Below are 14,741 nucleotides of genomic sequence, written 5' to 3'. Positions count from 1 at the left end.
CCGGCGCGGGTTATGCCAGGGGAAGCCAGACGCGCATCGTCGCGGGCCCGCGGTTTCCCCAGCGGTGGTAGGGCACGAGCCGCAGCGTGACCCGCTCGCCGTCTTCGTCCGAGAGGTCCGGGCGGTCCGGCCGGTACGGCCAGGTGTCCTCGGCGGCGGGCGTGAGGCGTGCGGTCACGTCCAGTTCGACGGCCCCGTCGGTGTGGTGCTCGGCGGGCGGGGCGGGGTCCACGGCGATCCGCGCCAGCGGCGGTTCGTCGCCCGCGGACTCGGCACAGTAGACCAGCGGGCCGCGCTCGACGGCCGCGCAGCCGCGTACCGCGTCCACCCGCCGGTCGGGGAAGGTCCAGCGGGGCTGCATCGGCAGGTCGAGGTCGATCCGGTCGCCCGGCCGCCAGTCGCCCTCGGCCGTGGCGTAACCGGGCTCGACCGGCCGCGACGTCCCCCCGTGGGAGAGGGTCGCACCCGCAGCCCAGGAGGGGACGCGCAGCGAGATGCGCGCGGCGCGGCCCTCGACGACGTGCGCGGTGACCCGGCCGGACCAGGGGTAGCCGGTCTCCAGCCGGAGCGTGAGACCGTCGTGGCGGATCTCCCCGGACGCGTGGTGGTGGACGCGCACCCCGTCGCCGTCGGCCGAGGCCAGGTAGGCGGGCAGCGAGGCGAGGGTGCGGGCGATGTTGTTCGGGCAGCACGACACGTCGAACCAGGGGGAGCGCAGACCCCCCTCGGCCGCGTGGTTGACCCCCTCGCTCGGTTCGGCCGGGACCCGGACCTGGAGCGGGTTGGCGTAGAAGAACGAGCGCCCGTCCAGCGCGGGGGAGGTGGCGATCACGTTGTACAGGGTGCGCTCGGCCAGGTCGGCGTAGCGGGCGTCCCCGGTGGCCAGCAGCAGGCGATGGCTCAGCATGACGGAGGCGATGCTGGCGCACGTCTCCGAGTACGCCCGGTCGGGCGGCAGCTCGAAGTCCTCGCCGAACGACTCGTCGGTGTGCCGCGACCCCATCCCGCCGGTCAGGTGCGTGCGCCGCGCGACGGTGCGCTCCCACTGGGTCTCGACCGCCTTCAGCAGTTCGGCGTCGCCGGTCTCCACGGCCACGTCGACCGCGCCGCTGGCCAGGTAGAGCGCTCGCACGGCGTGCCCGCGGAACACCTGGGCCTGCCGTACCGGCATGTCGTCCTGGAAGTAGGCGCGGCCGAAGGAGATCTCGCCGAGCGCCGGCAGGCCGCGCCGCTCGACGAACCGGCGGGCCATTTCCAGGTAGCGTTCGACACCGGTGGCCCGGTACAGCTCGACGAGCGCCATCTCCACGACCGGGTGCCCGCACGTTCGCGTGGAGTCCATGAAGTGGTCGCACACGTGGTCGGCCGCCCGCCGGACGACCCCGGTCAGCTCGTCCTCGCCGTGCGTCCGCAGCCGGGCGACGCCGGCCTGGATCAGGTGGCCGTAGCAGTACAGCTCATGGCCCCACTCCAGGTCGGTGTAGCGGGCCTGGCTCCAGCGGGTGCTGAGGTAGCCGTCGCTCTCCTGGGCACGGGCGACGACGGCGGCCAGCTCGGGCAGGTCGGGGTGATCGGCCCAGGCCATGGCCTCCAGCAGCTTGTAGATCTCCGAGTCGCTGAACTCCCTGCCGCGCCGGGGCCGCTCGCCGCGGAAGTTACCGATCCAGCCCTCCCGCTCCATCCATTCCCGGCAGTGGGCGATGACGACGTCGCGGTTGAGCGCCGTCCGGTCGCCCCAGAAGCCGGGGGCCAGGCGTACGGCGTCGAGACCGAGGGGGGACAGCGCACCCGAGGAGGGCATGACGGGACTAGCCACGCAGAGCTCCTGACATGAATCCGCGCACGTAGTGGCGCTGGAGGACGAGGAAGAGGATGAGGCAGGGAAGAGCCATGACCATGACCCCGGCCTGCAACATGCCGTAGTCGATGGCGCCGAAGGTCTGCTGGGTCATGCTGACCACGGCCACCGGCAGGGTGAAGCTCGCGCCGTCGTTGAGCAGGATCAGTGGCGCGAAGAAGTCGTTCCAGGACGCGAGGAAGGCGAACAGCCCGACGGTGACCAGGGCGGGCCGAACCGCGTGCAGCAGGATGCGGGCGAAGGCCCGGAAGGTACCGCAGCCGTCGACCATGGCGGCCTCCTCCAACTCGCGTGGGATCGCCTCGAAGGCGTTGCGCATCATGAACAGCGCGAACGGGAGCTGGAACATGACGAAGACCAGGCTGAGGCCGACCAGCGAGTTCTGCAGGCCGATGTGGCCGAGCAGCACGTACAGCGGGATCAGGATGGTCGCGTAGGGCACCATCAGGATCGCCAGCGTGACCAGGAACAGCAGGTTCTTGCCGGGGAAGTCGAAACGGGCGAAGGCGTAGCCGCCCAGGGCGGAGACCGTCAGCGTGCCGGCGACGGTCATCGCCGAGACCAGTGCGCTGTTGGTCAGGTATGTGCCCAGCCCTTCGCCGAAGCGCGCCATCTCCAGGTAGTTGCCGGGTTCCTCCATCGACGCCCAGCCGCTCCAGAGGAGGGGGAACAGGAACAGCACCGCCAGGGCGGACACCGTCGTGTAGTACCGCATCCCCTGCGGCCGTCCGCCTTTTCTCACTGGGACCTCCGAAGCACCCGCATCTGCAGTACGTTGAGCGCCACCAGCGCCAGCAGCAGCACCACCGAGATCGCGGCGGCCCCGCCCAGGTCGAAGCGGAAGAACGCCTCCCGGTAGACGACCATGACCATGGAGACCGTGCTGTTGTCCGGGCCGCCGTTGGTGAAGATGAAGAACTGGTCGAAGGCCAGCAGCGAGCCGGTGACGCTGAGGATGAGCATCAGGGCGATCGTCGGACGCAGCAGCGGCAACGTGATCCTGGTGAAGATCTGCCACCGGTTCGCGCCGTCCGACCTGGCCGCCTCGTAGACCTCCACCGGGATGGCCTGGAGCCCGGTGAGCAGGATCAGCATGTTGAACCCGGCGAAGCGCCACAGCACCAGGGCGATGGTGGAGAACAGCGCCGCGTCCGGGCTGCCGATCCACTTCACCGGCTCGTCGGTGATCCCCAGGGTCTGCAGGATGGGGTCGATCGGGCCGAAGTCGTTGTTCAGCATGCCGTAGAACAGCAGCGCCGCCGCGGCGAAGCCGACCGCCCCCGGCAGGAAGAAGGCGGTGCGGAAGAACCCGACGCCCGGCCTGCGCTCCTGGACGAGCAGGGCCAGGCCGAGCGCCGTCGCCGACAGCAGGACCGTGACGATCACCGTGTACTTCAGCGTGAAGAACACGGAGTCGAGGAAGAGCGGGTTGTCGGTGATCTTGGTGTAGTTGTCCGGCGCGTTGAACGTGGCCCCACCCAGCAGCGGCCAGCGGTGCAGCGACATCCAGACCACCAGGATCAGCGGCACCACGAACAGCACGCCGACGATCAGCGCCGTGGGCGTGGCGTACAGCCAGCCCTGTGCCTTCCGGCCGCGCCACCACGGTGGCGGTGACGGGGTGGAACCGCGCGCGATCTCGCGCGGTGGCCGGTCCAGCGTGACACTCATCCTGCTCCTCCTCGGCCGTCTGCTACTGCTGCAGCGACTTGTTGATGTCGGCGTTCAGCTGGGGGAGCTTGGCCGCGTCCCCGAAGACCGCCTCGCGGGCCAGGCGCAGCCACGGCCCCTGCGGGTCGTTGAAGGTCTCCCCGAAGCGGGGGGCGTACGGCGTCTGCCCCTTGGCCACCAGCGAGTTGATCAGCACCACGCGCGGGTCCGCGGACGAGTACTTGTTGCCGCTCAGGTCGGTGCGCGCCAGCACGTCCTTGTTCTTGGCCATCACCTCCACCTGGGCCTCGTCCGAGACGGTCCAGGCGAGGAACTCCCAGGCCGCGTCGGCGTGCTCGGAGGTGGCGGAGATGCCGATGGAGTCGCCGCCGACGAAGGTGGACTCGCCGCCGTCGGGGCCGGCGATCGGCGCCACACCGATCTTCATGTCCGCCGGCATCGTGCCGAGCGTGGTGGACGGCATCGGCATCACGCCGATCTCCCCCTTGGGGAAGAAACCGGTCCACGTCGGCCCCTGCTCCTCCTTGGCCGTCGGCCCGGTCACGCCCTTGGCGTACAGGTCGCGGTAGACCTTGAACACGTCGGTCATCGGGGCCTGGTCGTTGAGCGAGGCGGTGCCCTCGGCGTTCATGACCTGCCCGCCGGCGGCCCAGACCGAGGGCCAGAAGGTGAAGACGTAGCAGCCGCCGCAGTTGCCGCCGAAGAACGTGCCGTGCACCTTGCCGTCCTTGCCGAGCTTCTCGTCGACGGCGGTGGCCTGCTCGGCGAACTCCTTGAGCGTCGTGGGGCCCTTCTCCGGGTCGAGCCCGGCCTTGGCGTACAGGTCCTTGTTCCAGAACCACACCGACAGGTCCAGGGTGTGCGGCAGCGTGTGGAGCCTGCCCTCCCGGGTGCCCAGCTTCATGTGGGAGGGGGCGAGGGAGTCCTTGAAGGGGAGCTTGTTCACCCGGTCGGTGACGTCCAGGAACAGGCCCTGGGAGGTGTAGTTGGGTACGAAGATCACATCGGCGGCGAAGACGTCGGGAAGCTGCCGGGCGCCCGCGGCCGAGGCGATCCGCGGCTGGTAGTTGTCGGTGGGGATGACGGTCAGCTTGACCTGGTTCTTGTGACTGTTGTTGTAGGCCGCCACCAGTCTCTCGCTCTGCGCCTGGGTGGCGGCGCGGGTCCACATCGTGATGGTGACGCCCTGGTCGGCGGCTTTCGCGTCCTGCTGCCCTCCACCGCCGCAGGCGGTCACGGCGGCCAGTGCGAGCAGGGCGACCCCGGCCAGTCGGCGGCGGGGTGAACGTGGGGTCATAGACCTTCTCCTCCCAGCGTCTCCCCCGTGACGCGGCGAAAATAACTAAAAGGTTTTCGGAAACGTAAGGGAAACACAGGGGGGTGTCAATAGGGGTTCGGCTTGCCTAGCGGGGGGACCTCTCCTATGGTCTGCCTAGGGCCGGAGAAAAGGATTTCGAAACATGGTGAGCAGGCGGTCGCGCGCCGTGACCATCAGCGACGTCGCGTCCCTGGCCGGGGTGTCGATCGCCACCGCGTCGAAGGCGCTCAACGGCAAGGACGACGTGCGCGCCGAGACACGGCAGCGCGTCATAGCGGCGGCCGAGGAGCTGTCGTTCCGGCCCAACCCCCTGGCCAGGGGGTTGCTCTCCGGTCAGACCCGCACGGTGGGGCTGCTGACCAGCGACAGCGTGGGAAGGTTCGGCATCCCGGTGCTGCTGGGCGCCGAGGACGCCTTCGGCGCGGGGGAGATGGCGGTCATGCTGTGCGACGCCCGCGGCGACGCCATCCGGGAGCAGCACTACGTCCGCACCCTGCTGTCCAGACGCGTGGACGGGCTCATAGTGGTCGGGGAGAGCACCAACACCCGGCCCTCCATCAGCCGTGACCTGCCCATCCCCGTCGTGTACGCCTACGGGGCGTCCGACGACCCGCACGACGTGTCGTTCGTGCCCGACGACGTGGGCGGGGCGGCGCTCGCCGTGCGGCACCTGCTGGCCCTGGGACGCCGCAGGATCGCGCACGTCACCGGCCCGGCCGACTACAAGGCCGCCGCCGACCGAGCGCAGGGGCTGCACGTCGCCCTGGAGGAGGCGGGCCTCCCCCAGGCGGGCGAGACGATGTACGGCACCTGGTCGCAGCGGTGGGGACGGCACGCCGCCGAGATGCTGCTGATGGGCCGGCCCGAGGTCGACGCGGTGTTCTGCGGCAGCGACCAGATCGCCGCCGGCTTCGTCGAGGCCGTCAGGGAACAGGGACGCCGGGTGCCCGACGACATCGCGGTCATCGGCTACGACAACTGGGACGTGCTCTCCACCGAGACCCGCCCCGCCCTGACGACGGTCGACATGAACCTGGAGACGCTCGGCCGCACCGCGGCCCAGCACCTGTTCGCCGCCATGGACGGCAGAGCCACCCCCGGCGTCCACCGGCTGCCCTGCCGCCTGGTCATCCGCGACTCGACGGCCTCCTGACGGCGCGTTCGCCCGGGGCGTACGGCGTCCGTCCCCGGCCGGGGGATCGGCTCCGCCTGGTAGGGGAGGGCGGATCACCCTCTCAGGGGACGACCGGCGCCGCGCTCCCGCCTAGATTCGGGTACGAGACCGTGACCGGCGCGTGGGGCACCCGGCACGGAAGCGGACCGGGCGGGCGGCGGTCCGGCCTGCGGCGGTCCTGTCCGCGGGGGGTTCGTCCGGACGTCCTCGGTTCCGTCTCCGGAGCGGTCCGCCGCGTGGCGGTCTCGCCGACGACACCCAGGCCGGCAGGCCGTGACGGAACGGACGCGTTCATGAACGATCGGCGCGAATCGGCACCGTGGGCATGGGGCCTGCTCGGCGGGCTCACGGGTCTGCTGACGAGCCTCCCACTGACGACGCTCCTGATCTACTTCCTGGGCCCCCTCGTACTGGTGATCCTTCCCTTCGTGCTGACGGGCCTGTTCCTGCTGGTCGGGGTACCGGGTTTCCTCATGTCGTCCCAGCTCCGGCCCTTCTGGCGGGGATGGATGATCTGGACGATGGGGATGATCTGCTTGTCGGCCCTCTGGTACTGGTACCTGCAGCAGGGGTAACGCCTCGCGCGGTCACCGTGCGGGGCGGCCCACGCGACCGCTCGGTGGCGGCGTCGTCCCGCCGGTCAGCGGCCCGCGTACACGGGCAGGCCGGGAGAGGCGGGCGACGGCTCCGGGGAGGGGCCGTCCCCGGCCTCATCCACAGCCGGCCGGACGCTCACCTCGTCGCCCGGGGCGCCGGCCGGCGTCGTGAGAGCACCGAGGAGCGCGGAGGCGGCCGGCCGGGCGGACGGGTCCTTGGCCAGCGCCGCACCGACGAGCGGACGCAGCGACTCGGGCAGGCCGCTGAGATCGTGCTCCTCGGTCAGTGTGCGGTGCAGCATCCGCACGAGGTCCCGGGAGGAGCAGGCGGGCAGGCCGGTGGCGGCCCGCAGCACGATCGCCCCCCACGCGTAGACGTCGGTCGCCGCCGTCGGCTCCTCACCTCTGATCGTCTCCGGCGCCACGTACGGGGCGGCGCGCACGGGCTCCTCGGTGATCCGCACCGCGTCGCCGACGCGTTCCCGGGCGGAGCGGCCGACGCCGAAGCCGGTCACCCGCGGCCCCCGGGGCCCGAGCCGGATGTCGGAGGGTTTGAGGTCGCCGTGGACCACGCCCGCCTCGTGCAGGCCGGTCAGCGCCGCCGCCACCCCGACCGCCAACCGGCGCAGGTCGCCACCGGCGAGCCGGCGCCTCCTCCCGATCGCCCGCAGCAGCCGGGGCCCCGTGCCGAGCACCTGGAACAGGTCGGGCCCGTCGGCGAACTCGCTGACGACGTGGGGGCGGGGCCCGTCCAGCCGGGCCTGCAGGATCCGCGCGACGTAGGGGGACGCCACCCGCCGGGCGGCCGCCACCTCCTCGGCCGCAGCGGACGTCAGACACCCCCGGTGGCGGTGCAGCACCTTGACCGCGACCCGGGTCCCGTCCTCGGCGTAGCCGTCATAGACCATGCCCTGACTGCCCAGGCGCAGCCACCCGGTCAACCGGTACTCGCCCAGCCACCGCGGATCACCTGACTCGAGCGGATGGGACATACGATCATCTCCACATGTTCGGGGGCCTGGGCGACGACGCTAGGGCCCGGTACTGAGAAACCGCTTGCAGCTCATTGGAATCTCCCCGTCGCGGGCGACCGGGTGCCGCCCGCGACGGGGGGTCACGGCCGGTTCCGGCCGGCGAAGAAGTCGACGATCGTGCGGGACACGTCGATCTCCTCGCTGACCACGCCGTTCTCGTTGAGCCTCGGCACGCCCGGCCGTCCCGGCCAGCGGTGCCCTCCGCCGCGTATGATGATCAGCTCCACCGGGGCGGTCCCGCCCGACCAGGTGAGACGCCGCAGGCTGGTGCCGTCGTCGGGCACCTTGTCCGGTACGTCCTGCCTGCGTTCGTCCCCGGCGTCGGCCGCGCGGGCGAAGATCTCGGCGGTGGGCTCGGCGCCGATGCCGGCCGTGGGCCGGTCGGCGCCGGTGCCGGTGATGCTGCTTTCCGGCAGCCCGGCGAACGGGCGGACCGGGTCGCGGTCCCCGTGGATGAGCAGGAGCGGAACCGCCCCCCGCGGTTCGATCTTCGGCGGAAGCTGCCCGGCGACGGCGCCGACCCCCTTGACCAGGCCGGGCTGCTCGGCGGCGAAGCGCAGCGCCATACCGGCGCCGTTGGAGAACCCGGTGATGTAGACCCGTTCGGCGTCGGCCCCCTCGGTCGCGGCGAGGTGGCCGATGAGCTCGCGCAGGAAGCGCACGTCCCGGTCGAGCCCGGCACCGTCGTCCCATTGCCGGTCCAGCCCCTGCGGGTAGACGACGAGCATGCCCGCGGCCTCGCGGTCGAAGCGGGTCACGGCCGGCATGTCGGCCGCGTTCCCGCCGCGTCCGTGCAGGCAGATGAGCAGGGGGAGCCGGGCGGACGTCGCCTCGGGGCGATGCAGCAGGTAGGAACGGCGCGTCCCGCCCGAGCGCAGCGTGCCCTCGACGGTTCCCGCCTTCCTGACCGGCTGTTCGGCGGATGCCGCCGCGGGGGTGCGCGTTGCCGCCGCGGACGGGTTCGCCGGTGGCACGGGCTCGGCGGCGCAGCCGGACAGGACGCACGCGACCGCCACCGCCAGGGGGGCGAGGATCCGGGGCCCGTCCGTCCGTCCCGGCCGCCCCGCGCGCCTGTCCCGTCCCTCGTCTCCGCCCGGGTGGCCCCCAGCCCGCCCGTCGGCGGCACCGCGGTGATTCGACGGAGCTTTCCCCGCTCTTCGCGAAACCATGATCGTTCCTTCCGTGCGCCGGTGATGATCGCTGGGGATGCTAGGGGCGCCGGCTTCGAGACGACTTGGCGAACTCTAGGAGACGAACCCGCGTACCCCACCGCGCCGGGTCCATGTCCGCGCGTCGCCGGGCCCGTGTTCCCGCGACCGACGTGTCCCCGCCGTGTCCCCGCCGTGTCGATCCCGTGTCTCCGCAGTCGTGTCGTGCCCCGCCAGGCCGGGCCCGTGTTCCCGCAGGCCTGTCGTGTCCACCGCGCCGGGCCCGACCCGCGACCGCCCCGGACACCGCCCGTCCGGGGCGGTCGATCTCCATCGTGGGCGGCTGGTACTGTTGTCGCCCCAGCAGTGGACGTACCAAGAGGGAGGTGAGCCCCATCAACGCTGTATCAGGTCGGGTGCTCCCGCCTCACCGCCGTGCGGTCCACACGGCCTAGGTGACCGGGGAGCCCCGTCGGCATTCCGAAAGGCTCCCATGTCGCTCCATCCGGCAACGCTTCCCCACCCCCTCATCGTCACCAGGCTCCGCGCCGCCGGCTGCGTGTTCGCCGAGGACGAGGCGCGGCTGCTCGTCTCCACGGCGAGGACGCCCGCCGACCTCGCCGCCATGGTCGACCGGAGGGTCGCCGGCCTCCCGCTCGAACAGGTCCTCGGCTGGGCCGAGTTCTGTGGTCTGCGGATAACCGTGGCCCCCGGCGTGTTCGTACCCCGCCGCCGCACCGAGTTCCTCGTCCGGCAGGCCACCGCTCTCGCCCGCCGGACCGCCGGCCGCCCCCGGACCGTCGTCGATCTGTGCTGCGGCTCGGGGGCGGTGGGTGCCGCGCTGGCCGCGGCCCTGGACCGGGTCGAACTGCACGCCGTCGACATCGACCCCGCGGCGGTGCGGTGCGCCCGCCGCAACGTCGCCGCCGCGGGCGGCCGGGTGTACGAGGGCGACCTCTACCGGCCGTTGCCCGGCACGCTGCGGGGCCGCGTCGACGTCCTGGTGGCCAGCGCGCCTTATGTGCCCACTGAGGAGATCAGGCTGCTGCCGTCGGAGGCCCGCGTGCACGAGCCGCGGGTCGCGCTCGACGGCGGCACGGACGGGCTCGACGTCGTACGGCGGGTGGCCGCCGCGGCGGCACGGTGGCTGGCGCCGGGCGGTCACCTGCTGGTCGAGACGAGCGGTCGCCAGGCGGCGCCGACCGCCGACGCGGTGGCCCGCGGCGGGCTGGCCGCGCGGGTGACCGGCTCCGAGGAGCTGAACGCCACCGTCGTCATCGGGACCATGCCCGTCGGCGCCGGATCCGCCCCGGGAAGCGTCCACGACGGCTGAGCGGATCGCGTCCAGGGCGGCTGAGCGGATCGCGGACACGGCGGCACATCCGAGACCCGGAGCGTCGCGCCCGTGTGCCGTCGGGTCCGCGCGCCATCGCGTTGTCGAGCCTTTGCGCGTGGAGCCCGTGTGCTGTCGGGTCCGCGTGCTGCCGTGTCCGCGTGCTGCCGGGCCCGCGTGCCGCTGGGCCCGGGTACTGGCAGGTCAGTGTGCTGTTGTACACGCTCGGTGCGTGTCGTCGTACGTGTTCCGCGGCGCGGGTTCCGGCCCTAATGGGAAGCACGGCGCGGGCGGAGAGCGGCCGCGCGACCACGTACATCCCATCGAAAGGCAGCAACCATGCGTACGATCCGGTCACTCGCCGTCCTGACGGCGGTCCTGGGAGGACTGCAGCTGAGCCTGGCCGCTCCCGGCCACGCCGACACCTTGGTGAGCGTCACGGCCCAGAACCTGCACCTGACCGCGGATCCGGGCAAGGCCAACGACGTCACGATCGAGCCGGCGGGTGACGACGTGCAGATCACCGACACCGGCGACGTGCTCCGGGTGCAGGGCTCCGGCTGTCTCACCGTCACGGCCAACACGGTGCGGTGCCCCGGTCCCATCACGGTCGTCAACGCGACCCTGGGCGACCGTGACGACAGGCTCGTCAACAAGACCGGCATCACCACCAGGGTGAAGGGCGGTACCGGCAAGGACACCGTGGACGGCGGCTCCGGCACCGACATCTTCACCGGCGGTCCCGGCGACGACGTCTTCACCGGAAACGGCGGCGACGACACCTTTGTCGCCGACGTGCTCGCCGACGGTCGTGACACGTTCTCCGGCGGGCCGGGCACCGACCTGGCCAACTACGCCGACCGCGTCAACCCGTTGTTCGTCAGCCTCGACGGGAACGCCGACGACGGAGAGGGCAGCGAGGGCGACGACATGCGCGCCGACGTGGAGAACGTGCTGGGCGGCAAGGTGGACGACACCGTCACCGGCAACGACGCGGCGAACAAGCTCGACGGCAGGGGCGGCACCGACACCATCAGCGGCCGGGGCGGCGACGACGACCTCATCGGCGGTGGCGGCAAGGACGTCCTGAAGGGCGAGGGGGGCGACGACCGGCTGCGCGGCGTCGACGGCGGCTTCGCCGACACCCTGAACGGCGGCTCCGACACGGACACCTGCGACGCCGACGCCGCCGACACGGAGATCGATTGTGAGGTGTGAGCCGTCACCCGGGAGCTTCTCCCGGGCGGCCGCTCCACCGCCTCCCGGACGCTCGTTCCACACCCTCCCGGGGCGGCCCTACCACCGCCTCCCGGGAGGGTGTTCCACCGCGTGTGCCGCCGGCCGTCGCCGGCGGCACACGCTTTCAGCGTTCGCCGCGCAGCGCCCGCAGGAAACGCCAGAGCGCCGAACGCGGGGGCTCCTCCGCGGCGGCCTGGGAGACGGGCGTCCCGGGCTCGTCCACGGCTCCGGGACCGCCGGTCCGGACGCGGGCCTGGGCGAGCTCGAAGCGGACCGGAAGCGACCGCAGCGACCGCATGAAGGGAGACGGCCGCCACGGCAACTGGTCGGCCGGGAGGGCGAGCCGCAGATGGGCCAGCCGCTCGAACAGCCGGCTCACCGCGATGGTGGTGATGCGGGTGGCCAGCCGCTGGCCCAGGCAGCGGTGCGGCCCCGCACCCCATGCCAGGTGAGCGCGGGTGCTGCGGATGGCGCCGGGGTCCGCCGTCCCCCCGAACAGCGGGTCGCCGTGAGCGGCGGCGACGGAGACCATCACCGGATCACCGGCGGCGATGACGAACCGTCCCACCTTCACGTCGACCGTGGGGAAGCGGAAGGTCAGGTTGGCCATCGGCGGGTTGAGCAGTGCGACGCGGTTCACCGTCTCCTCGATGATCCCTTGGGACAGGCTCGCCCGTATGTCGGGGTTCGTCATCACCTCGGCGAGGGTGTTGCAGATGAGGGTCCCGGTGAAGTCGGCGACGAGGCCGGGCAGCATCAGGAGTTCGCGGGCCAGTTCCTCCAGGGTGAGGTCCGGGAGGGCCGCCAGCATGTAGGAGGGGATGTCGTCCCCGGGACGGCTCGCCTTCGCGGCGGCCAGCTCGGTCACGGCGGCGAACAGCCGCCCGGAGGCCGCCGCCGCGTCGGGGCCGGCGTCCAGCAGCCGCCAGACGTCCATCAGCACGTCGTCGCCCCGCGCGGACTCGAAGCCGAGCAGGCGGTTGGTGACCATCAGCGGGAGCGGTCGCCCGTACTGCGCGGAGAGGTCCGCCCAGCCGGTGCCGGACGTGCCCTCCGCCAGCACGTCGATGAGGTCGTCGGCGTACTTCCTGACGGCGTTCTCCAGCATCTGGGCCTGCGGGCGGGCGGGGTCCTGGAAGGGGGCGAGCGCCGCCGTCCACGCGTCGCGCAGCCGCCGCAGCGCCTGGCCGTCCCGGAACACCGAGTTGTTGACCTCGAAGGCGGGCAGTACCGGCCAGTCCGGCGGGACGCGGCCCTCCGCCCTCGCCCGCCAGTTGTCCAGGTTCTTGCTCCAGATCTCGCTCTTGTCCTGGAGGATCTGCAACACCTCGCCGTACCCGATGACCAGCCAGACCGGCATCCCGAGGAGGTCGACCGGCGCGACCGGCCCGTACTTACGGCGCAGGCGCTCGTGCACGAGAGTGGGATCGGAGTCGTAGTCCCTGCCGAGCAGCGGTTCCACGGACATGGACGACAGCGGTTCGGGGATCGATGCGGTCCACGCGTCAGGCATCAAGGGGGGCACTACCTCTCTCGTTCCGAAGTCTCGCCAAGATCGCACGGCCGCTCCGGGGCAGTCGTGTCCGAGCGTCGACGTGGAAGCCAAAAATGGCGGTTCCGTATCACTGCTCGGGCGGGAAAAGGAGAACTTTTCGGACACGGTGTCGTCGCGGGGTGACGGAAGGCGGCGAGATTCCGCTGCTGAACAGGATTCGGTCGTCCTTTATCGGTTCGCTCTCCTCTGCCCGGCCGGTAGTGGACGGGGGCTCGCAGTAACGAATCTACATTGTAAAGGAAACGAGTTCTCTCGGACTCCCGATGGCGAGGTCACACCTGGACCGGGTGCGACGCGCGGGGCGACGGCGGCCTCGCCCGCGGGGGGCGTCGCTTCAAGAAACGGTCCGCCCGAATGTGGCCGCGGGAGTCGGCGGTCCCGGCTCGCGGTGGCGGCGGTCCGGGGTGTCTCGGATTGACAGGCAAGTCGACACTTGCCTATTGTTTCGGTATGTCGGAACTGTTCCATGCGTCGGCGGCACCGGCCCGCAGGCGCATCCTGGACGCGCTCACCGAACGGGATGGCCAAACCCTGTTCGAACTCTGCGCCGGGCAGGCTCGCCGGCTCGCCGTCGTCTCACCCGGCGACACCTGCGGCACCCTCATCCGGATCGCCGGGATGCGCCGATGACCGGCGGCGCGCCGCCCGCGGCCTTCGACGACCTGTGGGCGGCGGACCGGCAGCGTCAGAACACCGCCTACGAGTCCCTGATGGAGGTGACGAGTGGCCCCGTGCCCTGGGCACATGACCGCTGGGACGAGGTGGTCGCCAACCTGGGGCACCGGGACAACCACAACCGCTCGATCGCGGCCCAGATCCTGTGCAACCTGGCCGCCAACGACCGAACCGAGCGGATCCTCGGTGACCTCGACGCACTCGTGAAGGTGACCAGGGACGAGCGTTTCGTCACCGCACGGCACAGCCTTCAGGCACTGTGGAAGATCGGCCTCGCCGGCGACGCCCAGCGCCGGGCCGTTGTCGCGGCGCTCGACCAGCGGTACCGGGAATGCGCCGCGGAGAAGAACGGAACCCTCATCCGCAACGACATCATCGAGAGCCTTCGGCGGCTCTACGACGCCGTCGGCGATCCCGAGGTCGAGGCGACCGCCCGTGCTCTGATCGAACTCGAGTCCGACCCCAAGTACCGGCGCAAGTACGCCCGATATTGGAAGTGAACCGGTGTGCCGTCAGCGTGCGGGGGAGAGGTGCAGCACCGCCCTGCTTGCGGAGAGCGACACCGCCCGGATGCCGATGCCGTTGACCGAGCTCAGGGCGCCGGGGCCGAACGTCGCCTGTGAGCGCACACCGGGGCCGGTGGCCACGACCCGTACGGAGTGCCGGTCGAAGGAGATGGACAGCCAGGTGACGCCGAACCGGGGATCGACCCAGAATCCCACCGGTTCGGCGAGGGTGAGCCTGCATTTCCCGTCGTAGCACGCGCGCAGGTCCGCTCCGGCGGTGTGGCCCGGCACGGCGGCGCCCGCCGCCGGTGCGGGACTCGACGCCGGGGCGGCGTCCGAAGCCGAAGTGGCGCTCGAACCCGGCGTGGAGAGACCCGGCCGCGTCCCGGCCGGTGCCGGGTCCGACGGCATCCGCCCGGCGCCGTCGGTCTGCGCCGCGCAGCCGGCCAGGGCGGAGATGAGCGCCAGGAGGGAGACGGTCGTCCGGACCATGGTCTTCCTTTCGTGGTTCTGCCGTGTGTCTCGAAGCGGAGACGGGCCGGCCGGGACGCGCCGGGAGGCGTACGGCGGTGCGGGTGGTCCGCCGCCGGACTCCGCCGCGTGACGGACTGTCAGAGGTAAGTATCCGAGGGTG

At 71.7% G+C, this 14,741-nt stretch carries 14 protein-coding genes; 6 read left to right on the top strand and 8 right to left on the bottom strand.

From position 1 onward, the window contains the following. Window positions 1-10: 10 nt before the first annotated feature. Genes F4562_RS02675 through F4562_RS02660 form a run of 4 tightly spaced genes read right to left on the bottom strand, consistent with a single transcriptional unit; the run spans window position 11 to window position 4,826 of the window. Window positions 11-1,816 carry a glycoside hydrolase family 127 protein gene (locus F4562_RS02675; RefSeq protein ID WP_311733920.1) on the bottom strand — a complete coding sequence of 602 codons (1,806 nt, stop codon included), beginning with the start codon at window positions 1,814-1,816 and terminating at the stop codon, window positions 11-13. Next, window positions 1,809-2,573, bottom strand: coding sequence for a carbohydrate ABC transporter permease (locus F4562_RS02670; RefSeq protein WP_184540640.1), 765 nt, complete (start codon window positions 2,571-2,573; stop codon window positions 1,809-1,811). The genes F4562_RS02675 and F4562_RS02670 overlap by 8 nt, the downstream gene beginning before the upstream one ends. Before the next feature lie 23 nt (window positions 2,574-2,596). Beyond that, window positions 2,597-3,529: a carbohydrate ABC transporter permease gene (locus F4562_RS02665; protein ID WP_184540639.1), complete on the bottom strand. Its 933-nt coding sequence runs from the start codon at window positions 3,527-3,529 to the stop codon at window positions 2,597-2,599. A gap of 22 nt (window positions 3,530-3,551) precedes the next feature. Next, complete coding sequence (locus F4562_RS02660) at window positions 3,552-4,826, bottom strand: ABC transporter substrate-binding protein (RefSeq protein ID WP_184540638.1); 1,275 nt, start codon at window positions 4,824-4,826, stop codon at window positions 3,552-3,554. Window positions 4,827-4,989: 163 nt separating this feature from the next. Here F4562_RS02660 and F4562_RS02655 point away from each other — a divergent pair, with 163 nt between their 5' ends. After that, a complete protein-coding gene (locus F4562_RS02655; protein WP_184540637.1) occupies window positions 4,990-6,000 on the top strand; it encodes a LacI family DNA-binding transcriptional regulator in 1,011 nt (336 codons plus the stop codon). A gap of 314 nt (window positions 6,001-6,314) precedes the next feature. Further along, a complete protein-coding gene (locus tag F4562_RS02650; protein ID WP_184540636.1) occupies window positions 6,315-6,596 on the top strand; it encodes a hypothetical protein in 282 nt (93 codons plus the stop codon). A 65-nt stretch (window positions 6,597-6,661) separates the two neighbouring features. Here the strand turns inward: F4562_RS02650 and F4562_RS02645 are convergent, their stop codons facing one another. Together F4562_RS02645 and F4562_RS02640 are read right to left on the bottom strand one after the other, a co-directional pair. Then, window positions 6,662-7,609: a protein kinase domain-containing protein gene (locus F4562_RS02645; RefSeq protein WP_184540635.1), complete on the bottom strand. Its 948-nt coding sequence runs from the start codon at window positions 7,607-7,609 to the stop codon at window positions 6,662-6,664. A gap of 122 nt (window positions 7,610-7,731) precedes the next feature. After that, the gene (locus tag F4562_RS02640; protein WP_184540634.1) at window positions 7,732-8,667 is read right to left on the bottom strand and encodes a CE1 family esterase; all 936 of its coding nucleotides are present in this window, start codon (window positions 8,665-8,667) and stop codon (window positions 7,732-7,734) included. A gap of 625 nt (window positions 8,668-9,292) precedes the next feature. Between F4562_RS02640 and F4562_RS02635 the strand changes: the two genes are divergently transcribed. Continuing rightward, window positions 9,293-10,132 (top strand): putative protein N(5)-glutamine methyltransferase, encoded by an 840-nt coding sequence (locus tag F4562_RS02635; protein WP_184540633.1) that lies wholly within the window; start codon window positions 9,293-9,295, stop codon window positions 10,130-10,132. A gap of 339 nt (window positions 10,133-10,471) precedes the next feature. Continuing rightward, window positions 10,472-11,350, top strand: coding sequence for a calcium-binding protein (locus F4562_RS02630; protein WP_184540632.1), 879 nt, complete (start codon window positions 10,472-10,474; stop codon window positions 11,348-11,350). A 145-nt stretch (window positions 11,351-11,495) separates the two neighbouring features. Here the strand turns inward: F4562_RS02630 and F4562_RS02625 are convergent, their stop codons facing one another. Then, window positions 11,496-12,884: a cytochrome P450 family protein gene (locus tag F4562_RS02625; protein ID WP_184540631.1), complete on the bottom strand. Its 1,389-nt coding sequence runs from the start codon at window positions 12,882-12,884 to the stop codon at window positions 11,496-11,498. 492 nt (window positions 12,885-13,376) lie between these two features. Between F4562_RS02625 and F4562_RS36620 the strand changes: the two genes are divergently transcribed. Together F4562_RS36620 and F4562_RS02615 are read left to right on the top strand one after the other, a co-directional pair. Then, window positions 13,377-13,556: a helix-turn-helix domain-containing protein gene (locus F4562_RS36620; protein WP_221206613.1), complete on the top strand. Its 180-nt coding sequence runs from the start codon at window positions 13,377-13,379 to the stop codon at window positions 13,554-13,556. Further along, window positions 13,553-14,101 carry a hypothetical protein gene (locus F4562_RS02615; RefSeq protein WP_184540630.1) on the top strand — a complete coding sequence of 183 codons (549 nt, stop codon included), beginning with the start codon at window positions 13,553-13,555 and terminating at the stop codon, window positions 14,099-14,101. Before F4562_RS36620 ends, F4562_RS02615 begins: the two co-directional genes overlap by 4 nt. Before the next feature lie 12 nt (window positions 14,102-14,113). On the opposite strand, the gene F4562_RS02610 is transcribed toward F4562_RS02615, so the two are convergent. After that, window positions 14,114-14,599, bottom strand: coding sequence for a hypothetical protein (locus tag F4562_RS02610; RefSeq protein WP_184540629.1), 486 nt, complete (start codon window positions 14,597-14,599; stop codon window positions 14,114-14,116). Window positions 14,600-14,741 lie beyond the last annotated feature (142 nt).

It is taken from the genome of Streptosporangium becharense (assembly GCF_014204985.1).
Taxonomy (GTDB): Bacteria; Actinomycetota; Actinomycetes; order Streptosporangiales; family Streptosporangiaceae; genus Streptosporangium; species Streptosporangium becharense.
The sequence above is the reverse complement of the archived record's forward strand: the minus strand, read 5'-3'. Positions and strand labels throughout refer to the sequence as shown.